The sequence below is a fragment of the Martinezella multihospitum genome (assembly GCF_900094585.1).
GTDB classification, from domain to species: Bacteria; Pseudomonadota; Alphaproteobacteria; order Rhizobiales; family Rhizobiaceae; genus Rhizobium; species Rhizobium multihospitium.
Genome location: NZ_FMAG01000001.1, coordinates 932716 through 952384 on the forward strand (window position 1 = coordinate 932716; position 19669 = coordinate 952384).

A 19669-nucleotide genomic window follows, 5' to 3' on the forward strand; every position below is an offset into this window, starting at 1 on the left:
CGGCCGTCACCGTCGCGACCTTGATGCTAGTTCCGCCCATGGCGGTGATCTGCTTTCGGCAAAGACTTATCGCAGATGCTTCATTGGCAAGATCTTTGGCGGCCCCATTGGCAAAATCTTTAGATCGTTCGGAGTATCGGAGCCGCGATGCTTTCCGGCTATTTTGGTAGTTTTCGATGATCAATGAATTAGACATGCCGACGGTGCTCTTTCTCCAAAAGACATCCTATATCGCTGGTGCGGTGACTTTGGGTTATTTGAAATACAGTTCGAATGAAAGCCGCGGCGTTGGTCTGCTCGCCTCAAGCTTCGTAATTCTCGCTGCGGCATCAACATTGGCCGGATATGCCGAAACCTACCCGGCATTCTATGCGCCTCTCAGCCTCATCAATCTCGTTTGCGCCGTGCTTGGATATTCGTTGCTCGGCTCGTCTTTCGTGGTGATCAGCGACCCCGACAGAAAGGTGATACCGACTCTCGCATTGCTGCCTGGACTGTTGACCTTGTTCGTCGGAGCCCTCACGGCATTTCATTTGAACAATACATATCGGGCGGCGACATTCAATTTCCTCGCCTGCGTGATGCTTGCCGGCGCGGCGATCGTCATCTTCAGGGACTCCTTTCGCGAACCGTTGCCGATCAGAAAATTCGTTGCTGCAATATTATTGGCCTGCAGCCTGCTATCGCTGATAATGGCCTTCGAGTTTTCGTTCCATTCTTTCGTCCTTCTCGATGTGGCGAGCGGCTTTCTGCTGATGATCCTTTCCAAGTTCGTGCTGGCGCTGTCGATCGTCATTTTCATAAGCGAGCGCCAACAGGTAAAACTCAGACAAACAGCCGAGCGAGATGGCCTGACCGGTCTTTATAATCGCCGCTTCTTCAACGAGAACGCTTCCGGACGGCTTCGGGATGGAGATGCCATTCTCTATCTCGATATCGATCACTTCAAGCATGTTAACGACCGTTGGGGCCATGCGGCGGGAGATGAAGTTCTTGTCGCCGTCTCGCGAACGATAGAGGCGATCCTGCCTGCGTCCGCCATTTTCGCGCGGCAGGGAGGAGAGGAGTTCATAATCTTTCTTCCCTTGAAGGCAGGAGACCCGCTTGTTCAGGCCGAGCGCATTCGGGAAGCTGTTCAGCGAACCCGATTTCCGGATCTCGGTGCCGATGCGGTGGTGACGACAAGCATTGGCATTTCGAAGGTGAGCCGGGAATGCAAGTCGCTTTCCGAGCTTTGTCGCGAAGCGGATCGCGCCCTGTATCTGGCGAAGGCAGGCGGACGAAACCGGGTTTGTGACGCAAACAGCGACTTCGTCGCTGAAGGTTACGTTCGCTCGGCATAATCCCCGATCAACTCACCGGATCATTGTAGCCTGAAGGCGGGTTCGAAAGAATACCCGGAAACGGGATAGGGGGGTGCCCGAGAGCGACCGGCGTACCATGTTGCTAGCAGACCGCCACAGAGCCCAGTGGTCGGCATCGAGGTTGCTGGATAGAAGAGGGACAAATCTCGATTTTTGGCAAAGGCCTGGAATGCCGGGAAGCGACGTTGATTTAGCTGGCATGCCCCTTTATTTCTCACGCTGAAAGAAGAGGTCAGTTAGCCATGGACAATGAAACAAGCCTCCGAAACGAGCGCAAGCGCGGCTCCGGCGTAAAGGTGGTCTATGATATCTTGCGGGACGAGATTCTGGATCTGGAACTGCCGCCGGGCAGTCCCATCGACGAGGTGCAGCTTTCCGAACGCTTCGGCATGTCGCGTACGCCGATCCGTGAAGCGTTGGTGCGGCTGGCAGGCGAGGGGCTGATCGATACGCTGCCCAACCGCTCGACCATGGTCTCGCAGATCGACTTCCTCAACATGCACAGCTATTTCGATGCGCTGGTGCTGATGTATCGGGTGACAACGCAGCTTGCTGCAAAATATCACCGTCCGGAAGATCTCGAGGGCGTGCGCGTGCTTCAGGCTGAATTCGCCGATGCCGTCGAAGCACAGGATGCGCTCGCCATGATCTCCACCAACGTCGCGCTGCATCTTGCGATCGCCGAGGCTGGCCGCAACCCCTATTTCACCAGCCTCTTCTCGCGATTGCTGAATGAGGGCCGGCGTCTCCTGCGCCTCTATTACCAATCCTACAACGATCGTCTGCCGCGTCGCTTCGTCGAGGAGCATGATGAAATCATTGCCGCCGTCGAGGCGCGGGATACGGAACTTGCCGAGCGCCTCGCGCGCGAACATGCCGAACAGATCGTCGCTCAGATACAGAAATTGCTGATGCGCGGGGATCGTCTCGACGTCAGCCTTTGAGCTGCATATTTCTTGTCGACAAAATAAATACAAAGGTATATCAATGCTGCAAAGACGGTGAGGCGCGGCGGCGGATGCTGCTGGGCTGGTAGCCGATCCACCCCCCGGCCCAAGAGGATAGAAAGATGAAGTCCAGCATTTTCTCCGGGGTGATCCCGGCGCTCATGACCCCGTGCAAACCGGATCGCAGTCCTGACTTCGATGCGCTGGTGCGCAAGGGCAAGCAGCTGATCGCCGAGGGCATGTCGGCCGTCGTCTATTGCGGCTCGATGGGCGATTGGCCGCTGCTGACCGATGCGCAGCGCATGGAGGGCGTCGAGCGGCTGGCCAAGGCGGGCGTGCCCGTCATCGTCGGCACCGGCGCCGTCAATACGGCATCGGCCGTCGCCCATGCGGCACACGCGCAGAAGGTCGGTGCGAAGGGTCTGATGGTCATCCCGCGCGTGCTGTCGCGCGGCTCGGTGATCGCGGCCCAGAAGGCGCATTTCAAGGCGATCCTGTCGGCGGCACCCGATCTGCCGGCCGTCATCTACAACAGCCCCTATTATGGCTTTGCCACCCGCGCCGACCTGTTCTTCGCACTGCGCGCCGAACATTCCAACCTTGTCGGCTTCAAGGAGTTCGGCGGTCCGGCCGACATGCGCTATGCCGCCGAAAACATCACCAGCCGCGACGATGACGTCACGCTGATGATCGGTGTCGATACGGCCGTGTTCCACGGTTTCGTCAATTGCGGCGCGACGGGTGCCATCACCGGCATCGGCAACGTCCTGCCCAAGGAAGTCATTCATCTCTGCAACCTCGCGCAGGCTGCGGCCAAGGGCGATGTCGATGCACGCCAGCGCGCGCTTGAACTCGAGCAGGCGCTCGCCGTCCTGTCGTCCTTCGACGAAGGTCCGGATCTGGTTCTCTTCTTCAAGCACATGATGGTGCTGAAGGGAGACAAGGAATATGAGCTGCACTTCAACGAAAGCGACGTCCCGAACGACAGCCAGCGCGGCTATGTCGAGGCGCAGTTCAAGCTGTTCAACAGCTGGTATGCCGAGTGGAGCAAGCTTCCCGGCGCGGTGGAAAACTACAAGGCCTGAGGCGGCCGCAATAGCTTAAGTCCAAATGTGAGAGGCCCGAATGGGCCTCTTTTTGTTATCTTACGTTAGCTTTCAATTACATTTCGACATTGCTCAGACCACGGCGTCGAGGCCAAGTTCCTCTAGGCGATCGAGTTGGCGGATTTCCTCTGCGGTCAGCGGGATGCCGTCTTTTTCCGCACGAGCGCGAGCGGCGAAGCGACGTTGCGAGGGCAGGCGTGCGCCTTGGCCGACAATCGCTTCGAACAGCACTTCGGCGTGGGCGAGCGGACTTCCAGGTCGACCAGCTGCGAAGGCCTCCGGCGAGAAGGCGACGATGAGTTCGCCGTGCCGCGGTGCGAAAGCCGTCGAGCCGAGATAATCAAGTGCCTCGCGGCTGGTGAAATCGCCGATCATGACACCGGCCAGAAGTTCGATCATCGTGCCGATGGCTGAACCCTTGTGCCCCCCGAACGGCAGCATTGCGCCGGCCAAAGCGGCTTCCGGATCCGTGGTCGGTTGGCCGCCGGCATCGATCGCCCAGCCTTCCGGGAGAGGCTTGCCGGCGCGTCGATGCAGCTCGATCTCGCCGCGGGCGGCAACCGAAGTCGCGAAATCGAAAACATAGGGCGGACTGTCAAGGCGCGGCCAGCCGAAGGCGAAGGGGTTCGTTCCCAGCAGCGGCGCCGTGCCGCCAGCCGGCGCCACGGTGGAATAGCTCGGGCACATGGCAAAGGCGGCAAGGCCTCGATCCGTCAGCGCTTCCACCTCTGGCCAGAGCGCGGCGAAATGCGTGCAGTCGTTGATGGCGAGTGCGGCAATGCCGAAGCGGCGAGCCCGTTCGGCAAGCACCGGCATGCCGAGCTCGAAGGCAGCATTGGAAAAGCCGCTCCTGGCATCGACGCGAACGATGGCGGAGCCATCATTTTGTTCGAGCACCGGCACTGCATCCGGCCGTGCCTTGCCGGCCTTGACCGCGCGCAACACACCTTCGATGCGGTAGATGCCGTGGGACTTGCAGGCGTCACGTTCGCCGGCGACGATCACCCGCGCGATTGCACCGGCCTGCTGCGCATTGATGCCGGCTTTTGAGAGGATCGCTTCGACGCGGCCTCGCAGCGCATCCGGTGTCAGGGTGGTCACGTCAGTCAATTTTGGTTCTCCCATACTATGCTCGCTTGCATCATAGACTTGAAAATCATAAATACAAAAAGAATACAAAAAATCGACATGCGATGCCGTTGCACATTTCGACTTCGGCTGAGGAATTTCAGTGAAATTGCCGTCACCCGCAAATATCAGGCCGCTGCAGCTGAAGAAATGACGGTAAAGCAAACCCATACCGGCGTTGCCGAGATGTTCTCGATCCTTCCGACAAGAAGGCTTGCCATGTCGCCGGAACATATGTTGTTTGATGACGTAATATCCGCGCTTGATCCCGCACCGGGAGGAGGGATGACCATGATCTGCCTAACGCTTAGAACAGCGTTTATCCGCGATGTCTCGGATCGCGTCGCCTATTTCCATCAGAGCGTCATGGCCGAGATCGGCAAGCCCGAACAGATTTTCGTCGCGCCGCAGCATCAGCAGAAATCTTTCTTGAGCGTACGTTGATGGCAAGACCGGACGTTATCGTCATTGGCGCCGGTGTCGTCGGTCTTTCCACCGCGATCGCAGCGCAGTCACGCGGCTTGAGTGTCGTGGTGGTCGACCGCGAGGGACCCGCCGCTGGCGCTTCCGCCGGCAATGCCGGTGCCTTTGCCTTCACGGATATCCTGCCGCTGGCGTCTCCCGGCATTTTGAAAAAGGCGCCGAAATGGCTCCTCGATCCCCTTGGTCCGCTCTCGGTGCCGCCGTCCTATGCGCTCAAGATCGCGCCCTGGATGTTTCGGTTCTGGCGTGCCTGCCAGCCCTCGCGCGTTGCCCACTCCACGGCGGCGCAGACAAGCCTGATGGATCTTTCCAAGTCCGAGTTGGAACCTTTCCTTGCCGCGACGGACACGCTCTCCATGCTGCGCAAGGAAGGCAATCTTCAGGTCTATGAAAGCGAGGCGGAATTTCGCGGCTCTCTGCCAGGTTGGGAGGTTCGCCGCAATCACGGCATCGAATTCCAGCATCTGAAAGCTGACGAGATGGCAGCGATCCAGCCCGGGTTGGCATCGCGCTTCATCCTCGGCACCTTCACGCCCGGCTGGTATTCCATCGCCGATCCCAAGCTTTACACGCTGGCGCTGGCTGCGCATTTTCGCAGCCGCGGCGGCATCATCGAGACATCGCAGATTTCGTCGCTTCGGGCACTTCCGGTTGGGGTCGAGGCGGTGGCTGCGGATGGAAAGTTGCGCCAGGCCGGCAAGGTCGTCCTGGCTGCCGGCGCCTTCTCGCATCGGATCGCCAAAACGCTCGGCGAGCACATACCGCTCGAAACTGAACGCGGCTACAACACGACGCTTCCGGCCGATGCCTTCGACCTGCGCACACAGATCACCTTCGGCGGCCATGGCTTCGTCGTCAGCAAGCTTTCGACCGGCATTCGTGTCGGCGGTGCGGTGGAGCTGGGCGGATTGGCCTTGCCGCCGAATTTTCGCCGTTCCGAAGCCATGCTGCAGAAGGCCCGTAGCTTCCTGACTGGTCTCAGGCCGGGGGGCGGTGTGCAGTGGATGGGCTTCCGGCCATCGCTGCCCGACAGCCTGCCTGCGATCGGTAGCGCCAGGGCGACGCCGGACGTAATTTACGCCTTTGGTCATGGCCATCTTGGTCTGACCCAATCGGCCGGCACCGCGCGCATCGTCGCCGACCTCCTGACATGGCAGGAGCCGGCGATCGATCTGACGCCATTCTCGCCGCAACGCTTCTGACAGAAGCCGCAGGATCATGCTCAATGGTCGATTATGGCGGCCGGCAAAACGATCCCTCATCCGCCGGCCGCCGTGTGGTCGTATTGTAAAGCCGGCTAATGCTGCCGGGACTAGCCTGGCACGCGGGCGCCATTTCCTTCTCTCGCGAGAAGTTTCAGCCATGGCCCGCAATGGAAGAGGCTCATGAGCAGATACATCGGTACCATCCCGCCGAGCATCGAGCCATCATGCGCGGAGCAGATCATGTCGCCGGCTGTACCATAGGCCGATAGCACCGTCATGAGAGCGAAGCTTGGCGCGGCGGCCATTGCCAGCCAGCGGCCGGCAACCGTGGGCAGGGCAGGGACGGCGGAATGTCCGCCGACCCTTTCATCGATTTCGGATGAGCGTGACATCAGTTTGCTCCATAGCGGTCGTGGTGCCGCCACCACACGCCGGCCTCGTTGCGGCCGAGCGGCGCGCGGTCGAGCCACTGGTACATGCCCCAGAGGCCATCAAGGCCGCGGGCATAGGAGGAATAGGTGTGATAAATATCGCCATCCTGCATCGCGAAGGCGCTGACGCCAGGCCGGTCGCGCGTATAGGTCGCGACATCCGTTCCCGTCATTGACGCCATCAGTTCGACCGGGCCTTCGCTGCCGCGCAGCTCCCACTGCTGCATCGTCTTGCCCGCCTGAGCGTCGGGTATTGGCGGCTCGCGACGGTAATTATATTCGATGCCGCCGTCGCGCTGTTCCTCCGGCGTGAACCAGACATTGAAATCATGGTTGAAATCGCTGTTGGCGGAGGAGGCCCAATCGAAAGTCCAGCCCATACGCCGCTTGAATTCCTGCAATTTCATGAGAGGTGCGCGGGAGACCGCCGAAAAGGCGACATCATGGTTTTCAAGGTGCACAGCGATGCCGTTGAAGCCGTCCGCGATCGACGAGCAGGATGGACAACCGGCCGTATAGTCCGTTCCGAACATGAAATGATAGACGAGAAGCTGCGAGCGCCCCTTGAAGAGGCCCGAGAGCGGAACGACACCCTGCTCGGTCTCAAGCCGATAGTCCTTTTCCACCTTCACCCAGGGCAATTCCTGGCGGTGTGCAGCAATCTCGTCGCTGCGGCGGGTCAGCTCTTTTTCCTGCTCCAGCAGGGAAAGCCGTGCCGAAAGCCATTCCTTGCGCGTTCCTGTCCTATGCGTCGTCATGGTTCATCTCCTCTTGTCTGTCAGGTCTATCCTTGTCGGCGCTGCATCTTGCCAGCCGATATGCGATAACTTACCGCTGGAGGCGTAAAGGGTGGGAGTTACAAGTGTGACGGGATTTCGATGGACTCGCTGATCGTCGCGGCCGCCCAGGCGCTTGCATCAGGCGACGTGCTGGGTGCGCTGAAGCGCGTGGCGCTGCGCGACGATGCCCCGGCGCTGGCATTGCGCGGCATTGCAATGGCGCAGCTGGGCGACCTTACCCGCGCGAAGGCGTTGCTGAAGAGTGCTGCGCGCGCCTTCGGCCCGCGCGAAGCGGTTGCCCGTGCCCGCTGCATCGTGGCCGAAGCAGAAATCGCCCTTGTCTCGCGCGACCTCGGCTGGCCCGAGAAGGCGCTGGAGACGGCACGGGCCGCTCTCGAAAAACATGGCGACCAAATCAATGCTGCCCATGCCCGCAATCTGCAGCTACGGCGTCTGCTGCTGGTCGGTCATCTGGACGAGGCCGAACGGCTGCTCGCAAAACTCGATCCGTCGCCCCTGCCACCTGCTGCAAGGGCAAGCCATGAACTGGCGGTTGCCGGCATCGCCATCCGCCGCCTGCGCATCCAGCCGGCACGCGCCGCTCTGGTGCGCGCCGTGGAGGCGGCCGGCAAAGCCGGGATCCCGGCGCTTATCGTCGAGGTCCGCGATGCCGCGCGCGCGCTCGATGAGCCGGCGGCGCGCCTGCTTGCGCAGGGGAGGGAAAAGCTGTTGTCGCTCGATGAGGTCGAGACGCTTCTGACGTCCGATACTCTGGTCGTCGATGCCTGCCGCAATGTCGTGCGCAGCGGCGGAGACATCATCTCGCTTGCGAGCAGGCCGGTGCTCTTTGCCCTGGCACGTACGTTGGCCGAGGCAGCACCCGCCGATGCGACGCGGGCGCTGCTGCTTTCCCGCGCGTTCCGCGCCCGTCATGCCGACGAATCCCATAGGGCCAGACTGAGGGTTGAGATTGGCAGGCTTCGCGCCACCCTGGAGCCCCTTGCCGATATCAACGCGACACAGCACGGCTTCGCGCTGACACCGCGAGGAACGCGGGATGTCGTGGTGCTGGCGCCGCCTGTCGAAGTCGAGAATGCCTCGCTGCTTGCCCTGTTGTCGGATGGAGAATCCTGGTCGAGTTCGGCGCTATCGATCGCGCTCGCGATAAGCCCGCGCACGGTGCAGCGCGCGCTCGACGCACTTGCCGCGGATGGGATGGTGCAGGGCATCGGCAACGGCCGGGCGCGCCGCTGGATGATGCCGCCGGTGGTCGGCTTCCCGTCAACATTGTTACTCCCGGGACCACTGCCCAGCGATTAAGCTTTTGCATCATCGAAACTCACTCAATCCCGACTGGAGGATGCATCCATGAAAAAGTCCCAAGCGGAAATCATTCGCGAATACGGCCCCTTCGACAATGCGCCGCGCGTAAACGGCGTCACCTTCGACGGGCAGCACGTCTGGTTCGCCTCCGGCGAGAAGCTGCATGCCCTGAACCCGGAGAGCGGCGAGCAGGTACGCACGATCGACGTCGCCTCCCATGCCGGCACGGCTTTCGACGGCCACCATCTCTATCAGATCGCCGAGGACCAGATTCACAAGATCGACCCCGGAACGGGCAAGATCCTCGCGACCATTCCTGCACCAGGCAATGGCGGTGATTCAGGCCTCGCCTGGAGCGACGGTAGCCTGTGGGTCGGTCAGCATCGCGGCCGCAAGATCTACGAGATAGACCCGGAGACCGGCGCCATCCGCCGCACCATCGAATCCAACCGTATCGTCACCGGCGTGACATGGGTCGATGGCGAACTGTGGCACGGCACCTGGGAGGGCGACGAAAGCGACGTCCGCCGGGTCGATCCGGTGACCGGCGAAGTTTTGGAGCGGCTCGAAATGCCGGAAGGTACCGGCGTTTCGGGCCTGGAATCCGATGGCAAGGACCGCTTCTTCGCCGGTGGTGGCGGTAGCGGCAAGCTGCGGGCAATTCGCCGTCCGCGCTGAGTGGCGGCAACGGAGACGTCCTGCGCCTGGAATCGGTCGATCGATCCCCGGGCGCCTGGGTTTGGAAAGAGTTGACTTACGTCTCCGGCTTGAAAGATTGCATCCGGATCACAACTGGATAGCGCGACCTTGAAACTTGCCGAGTCATAGACGGGGCTTCGGGCTAGATCCTGCGATCGCCATCTCGCACATTTTGAACCAACCGCAATGCCATGCGTTTCAGACATGGAAGCCATGCCTTGCCGGTCCCGGCTTTCATTGCCATATTTCACTTACCAACCGCATTTCAATCATTTCCAAGTTGCGAGCTGCGCCGATCCCGACGGATGTCGTGAATGATCGGGCGCGCCAAGGAGAAGTCATGAGTGAGATCACGAAAAGTCTTGGCGAAATGAACTTGCAGGAGCGTGCCGATCTTATGGCGGCCGTCGCGGATGTACTGCAAGCCACCGCCGAAGAGGCCGAGGAGGATGGCGATGCGCTCGCCGTCACCAATTCGCTGTTCCTGGCATGCAATCTGCGCGGCTGTTCGTCCGATCTTGGCCCGAACGATCTGAAAGCGGCCGAACTGCTGCTGGAGCAGGGGATTACTTTCATTCACCTGCTGAACGGGCGCAAGAAAAGCCGTACGCTGGTGCATTGACGGTTGCGACCGACGAAGGTCGAGCCTCCAATCGCTTATCAGGTCGAAAACGGCCCAGGTAGCGAAGCATTTCAGCGCAAAATGCCGCAGACTGCTAAAAGCCTCAGGCGGAACATCATGGATGTCCCGCCTTTCCTGTTCGGTTGAGCTTGTGTCAGCAGAAATCGTTCCGCCGCGCCGGCTATCTCAATCTTCCTGGATGGCGCTGTTTCTCGCCGTATCCCGCATGAAGAGATAAACGATCAGCGAAATGCCGATCATCGCGGTCACGTACCAATAGAAGCCCTGTTCCCAGCCGCTGCTCTTGAATTTCAGCGCCACGAATTCGGCTGTGCCGCCGAATAGTGTGTTGGCGAGAGCATAAGGCAACGCGACACCGAGAGCTCGGATATGTGCAGGAAACAGCTCCGCCTTCACGACAGCATTGATCGATGTGTAGCCGGTGACGATGACCAATGCGCCCATGACGAGTAGCCCGGCGATGAATGGATCCCTCGTGGTTTCGAGCGCCGAGAAGATCGGATAGGTAAACAGCACACCGCAGAGACCGAAACCGATCATCAGCGGCTTGCGGCCGATCTTGTCGGAGAGCCCGCCCGCAATCGGCTGCAGTAGCATGAAGATGAACAGCGTGATTGCGTTTATCTCGCTCGACGTTTCCCGGCTGAACCCGGAGGTGTTGACCAGGAATTTCTGCATGTAGATCGAATAGGCGTAGAAGGCGAGCGTGCCGCCGGCAGTCAGCAGCATGACGAGCGCGGTTTCCTTGGGGTGCCGGGTGATGAGCATCCAGAAGCCGGATTTCTGCGTATCGCTTGCGCGTACATTTTTGAAGCTTTCGGTTTCGGCCAGGCCGCGCCGCAGCCAGAAGACCACGACTGCAAGTGCCGCTCCCATGAAGAAGGGAATGCGCCATCCCCAGGAATTCAGCTCTTCCGGCGTCATCACCGCCTGCAGCACGATCAGCAGCGCGATTGCGAGAAGCTGGCCCGAGATCAGTGTGACATACTGAAAGGACGAGAAGAATCCGCGGCGCTGGCGGCCGGCCATCTCGGAGAGATAGGTTGCCGAGGCACCATATTCGCCACCGACCGACAGGCCCTGCATCAGGCGGGCGAGAACCAGAAGTGCTGGTGCCACCACGCCGATGGTTTCATATCCCGGCGTCAGCGCGATGATCAGCGAGCCGGCACACATCAGCGTCACCGAGAGCGCGAGACCGGCTTTGCGGCCCTTGCGGTCGGCATAGAGCCCCATGATCCAGGCGCCGATCGGCCGCATGACGAAACCGACGGCAAAGACCGCCGCCGAATTCAACAGCTGCGCCGTCTGGTCGCCGGCGGGGAAGAAATGCGGTGCGAAATAGAGCGCGAATGCAGCATAGACATACCAGTCGAACCATTCGACCAGATTGCCGGTGGAACCGCCGATAATCGATTTCAGACGTTTGCGCCGTTCGGCTGCTTCCGCCTTTGCTGTCGTTACGATGGGATCTTCGAATGTCTTCAGCATTATGCCTCTCCTCCCGTTCTTGCTTCGGATCGTCGTAAGCGCGCGATGAACCGCTGCGAACGACACGTTCGCCGGGAGGGGCCGTATGCCTGCAGATAGCTGCCGGCCAGTCTCTTCGAGACGGCATCGACAACGCCAATTGCCCGGCTGACAGCCGGCTTTTCTACCTATTGAGGACCACTCTCCCAGTGTCCACATTGATACGTGTGGAAGGCATGGGAGACGAGATTTAAGGATTGCATAGGGATATCCCATTGATATATCCTGATTTTCTCTGGGTTTTGGGCTGGCCTTCACGGCGCTGTGCGCAAGATTCTGCATAGCCATTTTGGAATTTGTGCAATAATCTGCACAGATGAGTGGATCAAGCCTCAAGCGAATTGTGTTTCTGGCGGCGACCGCCTTGGCCATCGCCATAGGCATCTGGTGCGCGGCGCTCTCGCTTTCGCGCCAGGGTGCGCTTGGGCGGCTGGCTGCGGAGGCAGGCGGGCTTGCGGCACAGCATAGTCGCCTGCTCGACAGCGAGCTGGCACGTTTCCGGCTTCTTCCGATCGTGCTCGGCGAATATCGCGATCTCGGCGAGGCGCTTGCAAGCCCTACGGCGGATGCGGCCCGTCGGCTTGATGAAAAGCTCGGCTTCCTGGCTCGCGAAACCGGCGCCTACATCATCTATCTTGTCGATCACAAGGGACTTGTGATTTCCGCATCGAATGCGGGGACCGAAGACAGTTTCGTTGGCAAGAACTTCAGCTTCCGTCCGTATTTTTCCGAGGCGCTCAAAGATGGCACGGCGGAATATTATGGCGCCGGAGCAATCAGCGGACGGCCAGGCCTGTTTCTGGCCCGCAGGGTTGGCGATGCGGCCGCTCCGACGGGGGTCGTGGTCGTCAAATTCGAGTTCGATGCAGTGTCGCGGATCTGGGCTAATGATCCGGGCGTGACACTTGTCGTTGACGAACACCAGATCATCCTTGCCGCGTCCGATCCGTCGCAAGTGCTGACTGCGCTTGCACCGCTGTCGCCGGAAGACCGGGCCGGCATCGTCGCCAGCGGGCAATATCGCGACGCCGCGCTGGGGCCGGGCAAGTATCGCGCCGAGGATGCTGGTCGTATACGCGGTCCACGGCATCAGATCTTGATTGCGGCGGAGCAGCCGGTCGCCGGCACGCGTCTGCGCCTCCTGCATCTTCTTGACACCCGTACCGCGTTGCAGGAAGCGCAGGCGGAGGCCTGGCTTCTGGCGCTGCCCGCCATCCTGGGGCTGGCCGTCATCGCGGCCGCGATCTGGTGGCGCATGACGCGTGCAGCAAGAGCGGCTGCCGATCGGCGGGCGCTTGAGGAGGCTGTCACCGCGCGCACGGCCGAGCTGCGCGGTGAGATGGCCGAACGGACGCGGGCCGAGGATCGTTATCGCGATGCCCGCGAGGAACTTGCGCAAGCCAATCGGCTCGCTTCCGTCGGTTCGATCACGGCGGGATTGATGCATGAAATCAACCAGCCGGTCGCCACCATCCGCACCCTCGCCGAGAATGCCCGCCATCATCTCGCGGCCAATCGTCTCGATCGCGTTGGCGCCAATCTCGATGCTGCGGTCGAGGTGACGGCACGTATCGGGACGATTACCCAGGAGATGCGACGGTTTTCACGGCGGGGTCGGCACGCGGCGGGAGCGGAGCCGCTTGACGCCGTCATAGCCGGCGCCTTGCTGCTGGTCGGAAACCGGTTTCGCAAAGCGGGTGTGCGGCTGGATCTGCCGGCGGAAGGGCAGCCGCATGTGCTTGCCGAACGTGTGCGGCTGGAGCAGGTCATCGTCAATCTCATGCAGAACGCCATCGACGCCGTTGCCGAGATTGCTGACCCTCATGTCGCCCTGCTCGTCGACGCCGACGGCAAGGATGTGGTGAGGCTCACCGTCGCCGACAATGGCCCCGGCATCGATCCTCTACTGGCCAAGGAAATATTCCGCCCATTCATGACCGGCAAGCCCGATGGGCTCGGCCTTGGGCTCGGGATTGCGCAGGATATCATGAACGATCTCGGCGGATCATTGACCATCGGCCCTTCACCGCTTGGTGGCGCGGCTTTCATAATGACGATGAGGCGAGCATGACCCTGGAAGCGTCGCAGAAAATCCTTCTGGTCGAGGACGATGGTCCCTTCAGTGCAGCGCTCACCGATTCCTTCGTCATAGCGGGCTTCGATGTGGAGACGCATGGTGATGGGCAATCGGCGCTGGCAAGTCTTGCAACCGCATTGCCCGGTGTGATCGTCAGTGACATCCGCCTGCCGCGCATCGATGGGCACGATCTGCTGGAGGCAGTGCTGGCGCGCGATCCGGACTTGCCTGTTATCCTGATGACAGGCCACGGCGATATCGCCATGGCGGTCGGTGCATTGAAACAGGGCGCCTACGATTTTATTGCCAAGCCCTTTGCCACCGATCACCTGATCGCATCCGTGCGGCGGGCGCTGGAGACGCGCCGCCTGGTGCTGGAAAACCGGCGCTTGCGGCAGGCAGCCGCCGAGGCGGAGGATGCGTCGCCGCTCCTCGGCCAGACGACGGTCATGGCACGATTACGTGAAACGATCCGTCAGGTCGCAAATGCAGACGTGGATGTTCTGGTCGAAGGCGAAACCGGCACCGGCAAGGAGCTCGTGGCCCGCCTCATCCACCGCTGGAGCAGGCGGCGCGCCCGCAGTTTCGTCGCGGTCGATTGTGCCGCTCTGCCGGATGCGATCGCCGACGAAACCCTGTTCGGAAACCGCGTCCGGCGCGGGCGCATTGCCGAGGCCGATCGCGGCACGCTGTTTCTCGACGAGATTGACAGCATGTCACCCCTGCTGCAGGGCCGGCTTCTGCGGGTCGTCGAGGAGCGCGAGCTGCCTTCGGCGAGCGGCGAGCCGGCCCCTGTCGATCTCCGCATCGTCGCTGCGACGAAAAAAGATCCGCATGGTTCGGTGGCCGATCACAGCGTTCGTGCGGATCTGCTCTATCGGTTGGAAACCGTGCGGATCCGCATTCCACCCCTGCGGGAGCGCCGCGCCGATATCGGCCTGCTGTTCAGCGCCTTCCTCGACGAGGCCGCTCGCTTGCACGGTGTGCCGCGTCCACCCATCGATGCCGCAATGGAGGAGCGATTTCTAACCGACGATTGGCTGGGCAATGTCCGGGAGCTGCGCAACTACGCGACCCAAGCGGCGCTTGGCCTCGCCTCCGCTCGCAGCCAGCCTTCCATGGAGCTCGGCCTCTCCGATCAGATGGATCACTTCGAGGCGAACATTCTGCGGGCCACGCTGGAGCGATATGAAGGGGATATTTCTGAGGTCGCGCAGGCGCTCAAACTGCCGCGCCGAAGTCTCTATGCCCGTCTGCAACGTCACGGCATCAATCCATCGTCCTACCGTAAGTGAGACGGGGCCTATGTCGAGAGTGAAAGGAACAGGACGAGTATAGTTTTACTTGCTCAACTTGGCGTCGTGACGTGTATTGAGTGTAATTTTCTCCATATCTTTATAGATATGCGATGTATAAATTAGATTAACTGTGTATTAATCATAATTATTCTGCGTGAAAATAGAGAATAATTAATACATGTTAGGATATTGTGGCTCGTCTGCATGATGCAGCAGTTAAATTAGAGAGCTATGATATGCTTGAATTACCTAAATTGATGCAGCTATTACTATTTGCGGCCGTTATATTGTTATTTTTCCGTTGGGTCGTCGAGGACATGAACAGGTAGCCGCTTTAGGCGCCTGAAGAACCCAGCACCGCACGATTTGCGCCTCTGTTCATCGTTTCCCCATCGTCCCGCCAAAACCGCGCGTGGCTTCGGCTCGTGCAGGGCGCAAGCTGATCGTAACGATCTGCGTCTCTGTTCGGCAGGCTGACGGGAATTGAACAATGGCGCCCGGGGGTTTCCGGACGCCATTGAGGCGCATCGTATGATTGTCATGGTACAGGCGCAGATCGCTCTTACCAGCTTCAGGCCATGCGGTATCGCGTGCATGAACCCGCATGGTTTAGTGGGCACCTGCGCCGCCGCCGGCTTGAGGGCGCTTGGTGAACAGCATGGTGATCGCTGCGACGGCAAGCACTACGCCGATGACGGCGAAGGTGTCGCTGAAGCCCATGATCAGCGCCTGTCTCTTGATGATCTGGCCGAGGGCGATGATCGCCTTCTGCTGGGCTGCCTGATGGTCAGAAACCCCGTGCGACAGGAAGTAGCCGGTCATCTGGTCGATCCGCTGACGAACCTCGTCACGGGCAAGGGTTACGGATTGGCCGATGATGTTGGAGTGGAACTGCTCGCGTTTGGTCAGAATGGTCCCAAGCGAGGCAGTGCCCACCGCGCCGCCGAGGTTGCGCAGCATGTTCGTCAAGCCCGAGGCCGCGGCAGCGTCCGCCGGAGCAATGCCGGCTGTCGTGATCGCGGTGACGGGCGTGATGACGAAGGCCTGGCCGATGGCGCGAACGATGTTCGGAATGAAGAACTGGTCTCCGGCATTGTCGGCCGAAAGCGTGACGTTCATGAAGCAGCTGAGCGCAAAGACCGCGATGCCGAAGAAGGCGAGCCAGCGGACATCAACCCGCTTCATCATCATAGGAACGAGGGGGATCAGCAACAGCTGCGGCAAGCCCGTCCAGGCAAGGACGTTGCCGATCTGCTCGGCATTGTACTTCTGCACCTGGCCTAGATATTGCGGCAGGATATAGACCGTGCCGAAGAGTGCGACGCCGACGAGGATATTCGCAAGCACGCCAAGCCCGAAGTTCCTTTGCTTCAGCAGCCGCAATTTCACCAGCGGCTTGGAAACCTTCAGCTCGATGATAATGAAGAGCGTCAGGAACACGGCCGCGACGATGCTGAGCTTGACGATGAAGGGCGAGGAGAACCAGTCGTCCTTGTTGCCTTCCTCAAGCACGGTTTGCAGGGCAGACAGGCCGATCGCCATCGTCACGATGCCGGCCCAGTCGCCTTCGCGCAGGAGTTTCAGCTGCATGGGCTGCTTCTCCAGCGTCAGGGCAAGTGCCACCACCATGATGGCGCTCGGGGCGGCATTGATGAAGAAGATGGTCTGCCAGCCATAATTCTCGGTCAGGTAGCCGCCGATGGTCGGGCCGATGGCCGGAGCAAAGGTGACCGACAATGCAAAGATCGCCAGCCCCAAAGGCTGTTGCGGCTTCGGAAGCTTCGTCAGCACCATGGTGAAGGCCATCGGGATCAGTACGCCGCCGGCAAACCCCTGCAGGCCGCGTAGCACGATCATCGTGCCGAGATCATGGGCGAAGGCGCAGGAGAGAGACAACAGCGGAAATAGCACCGAGTTCACCAGGATATAGCGGCGAAACGAGAAGACACTGCTGAGATAGGCGGTAAGGGGAATGACGACGATCTCGCCGATCAGATAGGAGGTCGAGATCCAGGCGCCATTATCAACTCCGGTGCCGATGCCCCCTTCGATATCGAGGAGGGAGGCATTGGTGATCTGGATATTCAGGATCGCCATGAACGCGCCGATCATGCCGGCCAAGACTGCGATCCACTCTCTTGTCGATGCGCGCGGCTCTGCCGCTGCGGCCGGCATCGCACGGCCATCCATTGTAATCGTGGACATTGTGGGGGCTCCCGCCGTCAGTTCCGTTGTGCGGCGTCTGCTTTGGTGTTGATGCTCGGCTCGACGGACATTCCCGGGCGCAGTTCACCGTCGTTCATCGTCTGCGGGTCTAGCGCGATCCTGACCGGAATTCGTTGCACGACCTTGGTGAAGTTGCCGGTGGCATTGTCCGGCGGCAGCAACGCGAATTCCTGTCCGCTCGCCGGCGCAAGGCTGTCGACATGGCCATGGAAGATCTTGCCGGGGAACATGTCGACTTCGATATCGACAGGTTGGCCGGCATGGACGTTCGTCAGCTGCGTTTCCTTATAGTTGGCGACGACATAGGCCTGGTCGGTCGGCACGAGTGACATCAGCTGCGTTCCCACCTGGACATATTGGCCGATGCGCAGCGTACGGTTGCCGACGGTGCCGTCGACGGGGGCCATGATGGTCGCATAGGAGAGGTTCAGCTCGGCTTGATGCTGGACGGCCTGGCTTTTCTGCAGGGCGGCGGTTGCCTGTGCGATCTGGGCCTTCAGAAGTGCGACCTGTTTGACGGCACCTTCCAGCGTTGCGGTATCCCGGACGATGGAGGCCTGGGCCGCAGCGATCTGCGATGCCGCCTGCTGCGCCGTCTGCACGGCCGCATAGCCGTTGGAGGCGAGGCTGGCGTAGCGCTTGTTGTTCTGTTCGGCGAAAGTTTCGTTCGCCCTGTCCACATCCAGCGTCGCGCGGGCGGCTGCGATCGTCGATTGCTGGATATCGAGCGAGGCTTGCTCGGCCTGTATGGTTGCCTGTGCCGCAGCGACATCGGCCTTTGCCTGGTCGAGTGCGGCACGGAAGTCACGGTCGTCGATGCGCGCGAGCGGCTGGCCGGCCTTTACGGTCTCGTTGTCCTTGACCAGCACCTCCGCCAGATAGCCCGAAATCTTCGGGGCGATCGAGCTGTTGTCGGCCTGGACATAGGCGTCATCGGTCGACACCTCGAAACGGCCGTTCTGCCAATAGTCATGCCCGTAATAGCCAGCGGCGGCGATAATGGCGATCGCGCCCACGCCATATATCAGCCGGCGCGGCGTCTTGCTGCGCTTGGCAGCGGCATTGCCGCCTGCCTGTCCCTGTGGTGCCTCCGGACGGGGCTCGGCTGTTATCCCTTCCTTGGCTTTCGCCTCAACACTCCCTTGCGCTTCGCTGGAAGCGCCTTCGGACGTTACGATATGCAGATTGTTAGCCATGTACTTGCTCCTGACAACGGGTCGCTGCCGGGCAGGGGTAGCGGCCAAGTTCATTTTAGAAACTTGATGTTTTCCAAAATAAGCGCTATAAAATCCAAGTCAACTAGATTTTGGAAAATATCTATGGTCCTAAATCAAAAAGCCACGAAACGACCACGAGGACGGCCGCAGGTCCGGTGTGATGACGACACCAGGGCGATCGTGCTTTCGTCCGCGCGCAAGCATTTTCTGGAGGCGGGCTATGCCGCTGCATGCGTCAACGACATCGCGCAGGATGCGGGAGTATCGACCAAAACGGTCTATCGGCTGTTTGAAAGCAAGGGCGAGATCTTCAATGCCGTGATTACGGATCGTATCGCGCGCTTCAACGTCGAGGTGGATCAGGGCTTGCTCAGGCACACGGATCTGCATCATGGGCTGGAACAGATCCTGATTGCCTACGGCCGTCTGGCATTGGACCCGGAAACCATCGCGATCAATCGTCTGGCTGTGGCCGAGGTCGATCGCTTTCCCGAAATCGCGGCCTCCTTCTATGAGCGGGCGATCAAGGCCTCGACCGTGGTTTTCGAGGTCTGGCTGCGCAGCCAGCATGATAAGGGCGCGATTAGAATAGCCAATATCTCCCTCGCGGCCGGCTTCCTCAGGGGCATGATGACTATGGAGCCGCAGCGTGCTGTCATGCTGGGCCAGCGCCAGGCGCCTGACGACGAGGAAATCAGAACCCGCGCGACCGAATGTGCGGCGATCTTCCTGCAAGGCTGCATTTCCGGCTCGGCTTGAGCCGGAAATGGAAGGGCGAAGCTGTCCGCGCAATTGCGGGCGGCCTTAGGACCGGTCAAGGCGCGATGGTGAAACTGTAGCTCCCGTTGGTCTTGTGGCCGTCCGTGGAGAGCGCATGCCATTCAACCGTGTACTTGCCGGCCGACAATTTGTCAGTCACGGGTACCATCAGCGCGGTGCCGCTGTTCATCAGCATGCCTTCTCCGGTCTTGACGCTCGCCTTGTCGGGGCCGGTTACCTTGACGCCGCTGAATTTCAAGTTGAGACCTTCCGAGAAAATCAGGTCGAGCTCCGATGGCGCGGCCTTGACCGTGCCGTCGACTGCCGGAGCGGCGGATTTGAGATGGGCGTGTGCCATGGCCTGGCCGGCAAAGGCGATGCTGATGACGCCGGCAGCAAGGAGCAATTTCTTGATCGGGGGCATTTGGTTTCCTCATCTTGGTGGTGACCCGCG

General features: G+C 60.5%; 18 protein-coding genes. 11 read left to right on the forward strand and 7 right to left on the reverse strand.

Going from position 1 to position 19669, the window contains the following annotated elements; all coding sequences use genetic code 11:
• Positions 1 to 176 precede the first annotated feature (176 nt).
• From GA0061103_RS04200 to GA0061103_RS04210, 3 genes are all read left to right on the forward strand, one after another.
• Positions 177 to 1343, forward strand: coding sequence for a GGDEF domain-containing protein (locus tag GA0061103_RS04200; RefSeq protein WP_092707347.1), 1167 nt, complete (start codon positions 177 to 179; stop codon positions 1341 to 1343).
• 263 nt (positions 1344 to 1606) lie between these two features.
• The gene (locus tag GA0061103_RS04205) at positions 1607 to 2308 is read left to right on the forward strand and encodes a GntR family transcriptional regulator (protein WP_092707349.1); all 702 of its coding nucleotides are present in this window, start codon (positions 1607 to 1609) and stop codon (positions 2306 to 2308) included.
• Between the two features lie 125 nt (positions 2309 to 2433).
• Positions 2434 to 3396, forward strand: coding sequence for a dihydrodipicolinate synthase family protein (locus GA0061103_RS04210; protein ID WP_092707351.1), 963 nt, complete (start codon positions 2434 to 2436; stop codon positions 3394 to 3396).
• Positions 3397 to 3489: 93 nt separating this feature from the next.
• On the opposite strand, the gene GA0061103_RS04215 is transcribed toward GA0061103_RS04210, so the two are convergent.
• A complete protein-coding gene (locus tag GA0061103_RS04215; protein ID WP_092708631.1) occupies positions 3490 to 4527 on the reverse strand; it encodes an Ldh family oxidoreductase in 1038 nt (345 codons plus the stop codon).
• A 39-nt stretch (positions 4528 to 4566) separates the two neighbouring features.
• Between GA0061103_RS04215 and GA0061103_RS34680 the strand changes: the two genes are divergently transcribed.
• Positions 4567 to 4989, forward strand: coding sequence for a hypothetical protein (locus GA0061103_RS34680; protein ID WP_141694417.1), 423 nt, complete (start codon positions 4567 to 4569; stop codon positions 4987 to 4989).
• Positions 4989 to 6230 (forward strand): NAD(P)/FAD-dependent oxidoreductase, encoded by a 1242-nt coding sequence (locus GA0061103_RS04225; RefSeq protein ID WP_092707355.1) that lies wholly within the window; start codon positions 4989 to 4991, stop codon positions 6228 to 6230. Before GA0061103_RS34680 ends, GA0061103_RS04225 begins: the two co-directional genes overlap by 1 nt.
• 110 nt (positions 6231 to 6340) lie before the next feature.
• Here GA0061103_RS04225 and GA0061103_RS04230 read toward each other — a convergent pair whose 3' ends face one another.
• Both GA0061103_RS04230 and GA0061103_RS04235 read right to left on the reverse strand, forming a co-directional pair.
• Complete coding sequence (locus GA0061103_RS04230) at positions 6341 to 6625, reverse strand: hypothetical protein (protein ID WP_092707357.1); 285 nt, start codon at positions 6623 to 6625, stop codon at positions 6341 to 6343.
• The gene (locus GA0061103_RS04235) at positions 6625 to 7422 is read right to left on the reverse strand and encodes a DUF899 domain-containing protein (RefSeq protein WP_092707359.1); all 798 of its coding nucleotides are present in this window, start codon (positions 7420 to 7422) and stop codon (positions 6625 to 6627) included. Before GA0061103_RS04235 ends, GA0061103_RS04230 begins: the two co-directional genes overlap by 1 nt.
• A gap of 120 nt (positions 7423 to 7542) precedes the next feature.
• Here GA0061103_RS04235 and GA0061103_RS04240 point away from each other — a divergent pair, with 120 nt between their 5' ends.
• The 3 genes from GA0061103_RS04240 to GA0061103_RS04250 all read left to right on the forward strand — a co-directional run bounded on the left by GA0061103_RS04240 (position 7543) and on the right by GA0061103_RS04250 (position 10087).
• Positions 7543 to 8763: a helix-turn-helix domain-containing protein gene (locus GA0061103_RS04240; RefSeq protein ID WP_092707361.1), complete on the forward strand. Its 1221-nt coding sequence runs from the start codon at positions 7543 to 7545 to the stop codon at positions 8761 to 8763.
• A gap of 48 nt (positions 8764 to 8811) precedes the next feature.
• On the forward strand, positions 8812 to 9444 hold the full coding sequence (locus tag GA0061103_RS04245; RefSeq protein ID WP_092707363.1) for a Vgb family protein: 633 nt from the start codon (positions 8812 to 8814) through the stop codon (positions 9442 to 9444).
• A gap of 361 nt (positions 9445 to 9805) precedes the next feature.
• Positions 9806 to 10087 carry a hypothetical protein gene (locus GA0061103_RS04250; RefSeq protein ID WP_092707365.1) on the forward strand — a complete coding sequence of 94 codons (282 nt, stop codon included), beginning with the start codon at positions 9806 to 9808 and terminating at the stop codon, positions 10085 to 10087.
• 186 nt (positions 10088 to 10273) lie between these two features.
• On the opposite strand, the gene GA0061103_RS04255 is transcribed toward GA0061103_RS04250, so the two are convergent.
• Entirely contained in the window at positions 10274 to 11599 is a 1326-nt protein-coding gene (locus GA0061103_RS04255) for an MFS transporter (protein ID WP_092707367.1), read from the reverse strand.
• Positions 11600 to 12002: 403 nt separating this feature from the next.
• Between GA0061103_RS04255 and GA0061103_RS04260 the strand changes: the two genes are divergently transcribed.
• Both GA0061103_RS04260 and GA0061103_RS04265 read left to right on the forward strand, forming a co-directional pair.
• Positions 12003 to 13709 carry an ATP-binding protein gene (locus GA0061103_RS04260; protein ID WP_245304650.1) on the forward strand — a complete coding sequence of 569 codons (1707 nt, stop codon included), beginning with the start codon at positions 12003 to 12005 and terminating at the stop codon, positions 13707 to 13709.
• Entirely contained in the window at positions 13706 to 15010 is a 1305-nt protein-coding gene (locus GA0061103_RS04265) for a sigma-54-dependent transcriptional regulator (RefSeq protein WP_092707371.1), read from the forward strand. Before GA0061103_RS04260 ends, GA0061103_RS04265 begins: the two co-directional genes overlap by 4 nt.
• 612 nt (positions 15011 to 15622) lie before the next feature.
• On the opposite strand, the gene GA0061103_RS04270 is transcribed toward GA0061103_RS04265, so the two are convergent.
• The gene (locus GA0061103_RS04270) at positions 15623 to 17218 is read right to left on the reverse strand and encodes a DHA2 family efflux MFS transporter permease subunit (protein ID WP_092707373.1); all 1596 of its coding nucleotides are present in this window, start codon (positions 17216 to 17218) and stop codon (positions 15623 to 15625) included.
• Between the two features lie 17 nt (positions 17219 to 17235).
• On the reverse strand, positions 17236 to 18435 hold the full coding sequence (locus GA0061103_RS04275) for an HlyD family secretion protein (protein ID WP_092707375.1): 1200 nt from the start codon (positions 18433 to 18435) through the stop codon (positions 17236 to 17238).
• A 123-nt stretch (positions 18436 to 18558) separates the two neighbouring features.
• On the opposite strand from GA0061103_RS04275, the gene GA0061103_RS04280 reads away from it, so the two are divergent.
• Positions 18559 to 19215, forward strand: coding sequence for a TetR/AcrR family transcriptional regulator (locus GA0061103_RS04280; protein ID WP_092707377.1), 657 nt, complete (start codon positions 18559 to 18561; stop codon positions 19213 to 19215).
• A 55-nt stretch (positions 19216 to 19270) separates the two neighbouring features.
• Here the strand turns inward: GA0061103_RS04280 and copC are convergent, their stop codons facing one another.
• Positions 19271 to 19639 (reverse strand): copper homeostasis periplasmic binding protein CopC, encoded by a 369-nt coding sequence (gene copC / locus GA0061103_RS04285; protein WP_092707379.1) that lies wholly within the window; start codon positions 19637 to 19639, stop codon positions 19271 to 19273.
• Between the last annotated feature and the right edge of the window lie 30 nt (positions 19640 to 19669).

What these genes read in the sequence shown, in the direction of transcription:
- GA0061103_RS04200 (WP_092707347.1), top strand. Translation starts at nt 177, where the DNA reads ATGATCAATGAATTAGACATGCCGACGGTGCTCTTTCTCCAAAAGACA.
- GA0061103_RS04205 (WP_092707349.1), top strand. Translation starts at nt 1,607, where the DNA reads ATGGACAATGAAACAAGCCTCCGAAACGAGCGCAAGCGCGGCTCCGGC.
- GA0061103_RS04210 (WP_092707351.1), top strand. Translation starts at nt 2,434, where the DNA reads ATGAAGTCCAGCATTTTCTCCGGGGTGATCCCGGCGCTCATGACCCCG.
- GA0061103_RS04225 (WP_092707355.1), top strand. Translation starts at nt 4,989, where the DNA reads ATGGCAAGACCGGACGTTATCGTCATTGGCGCCGGTGTCGTCGGTCTT.
- GA0061103_RS04230 (WP_092707357.1), bottom strand. Translation starts at nt 6,625, where the DNA reads ATGTCACGCTCATCCGAAATCGATGAAAGGGTCGGCGGACATTCCGCC.
- GA0061103_RS04235 (WP_092707359.1), bottom strand. Translation starts at nt 7,422, where the DNA reads ATGACGACGCATAGGACAGGAACGCGCAAGGAATGGCTTTCGGCACGG.
- GA0061103_RS04240 (WP_092707361.1), top strand. Translation starts at nt 7,543, where the DNA reads ATGGACTCGCTGATCGTCGCGGCCGCCCAGGCGCTTGCATCAGGCGAC.
- GA0061103_RS04245 (WP_092707363.1), top strand. Translation starts at nt 8,812, where the DNA reads ATGAAAAAGTCCCAAGCGGAAATCATTCGCGAATACGGCCCCTTCGAC.
- GA0061103_RS04250 (WP_092707365.1), top strand. Translation starts at nt 9,806, where the DNA reads ATGAGTGAGATCACGAAAAGTCTTGGCGAAATGAACTTGCAGGAGCGT.
- GA0061103_RS04255 (WP_092707367.1), bottom strand. Translation starts at nt 11,599, where the DNA reads ATGCTGAAGACATTCGAAGATCCCATCGTAACGACAGCAAAGGCGGAA.
- GA0061103_RS04265 (WP_092707371.1), top strand. Translation starts at nt 13,706, where the DNA reads ATGACCCTGGAAGCGTCGCAGAAAATCCTTCTGGTCGAGGACGATGGT.
- GA0061103_RS04270 (WP_092707373.1), bottom strand. Translation starts at nt 17,218, where the DNA reads ATGTCCACGATTACAATGGATGGCCGTGCGATGCCGGCCGCAGCGGCA.
- GA0061103_RS04275 (WP_092707375.1), bottom strand. Translation starts at nt 18,435, where the DNA reads ATGGCTAACAATCTGCATATCGTAACGTCCGAAGGCGCTTCCAGCGAA.
- GA0061103_RS04280 (WP_092707377.1), top strand. Translation starts at nt 18,559, where the DNA reads ATGGTCCTAAATCAAAAAGCCACGAAACGACCACGAGGACGGCCGCAG.
- copC (WP_092707379.1), bottom strand. Translation starts at nt 19,639, where the DNA reads ATGCCCCCGATCAAGAAATTGCTCCTTGCTGCCGGCGTCATCAGCATC.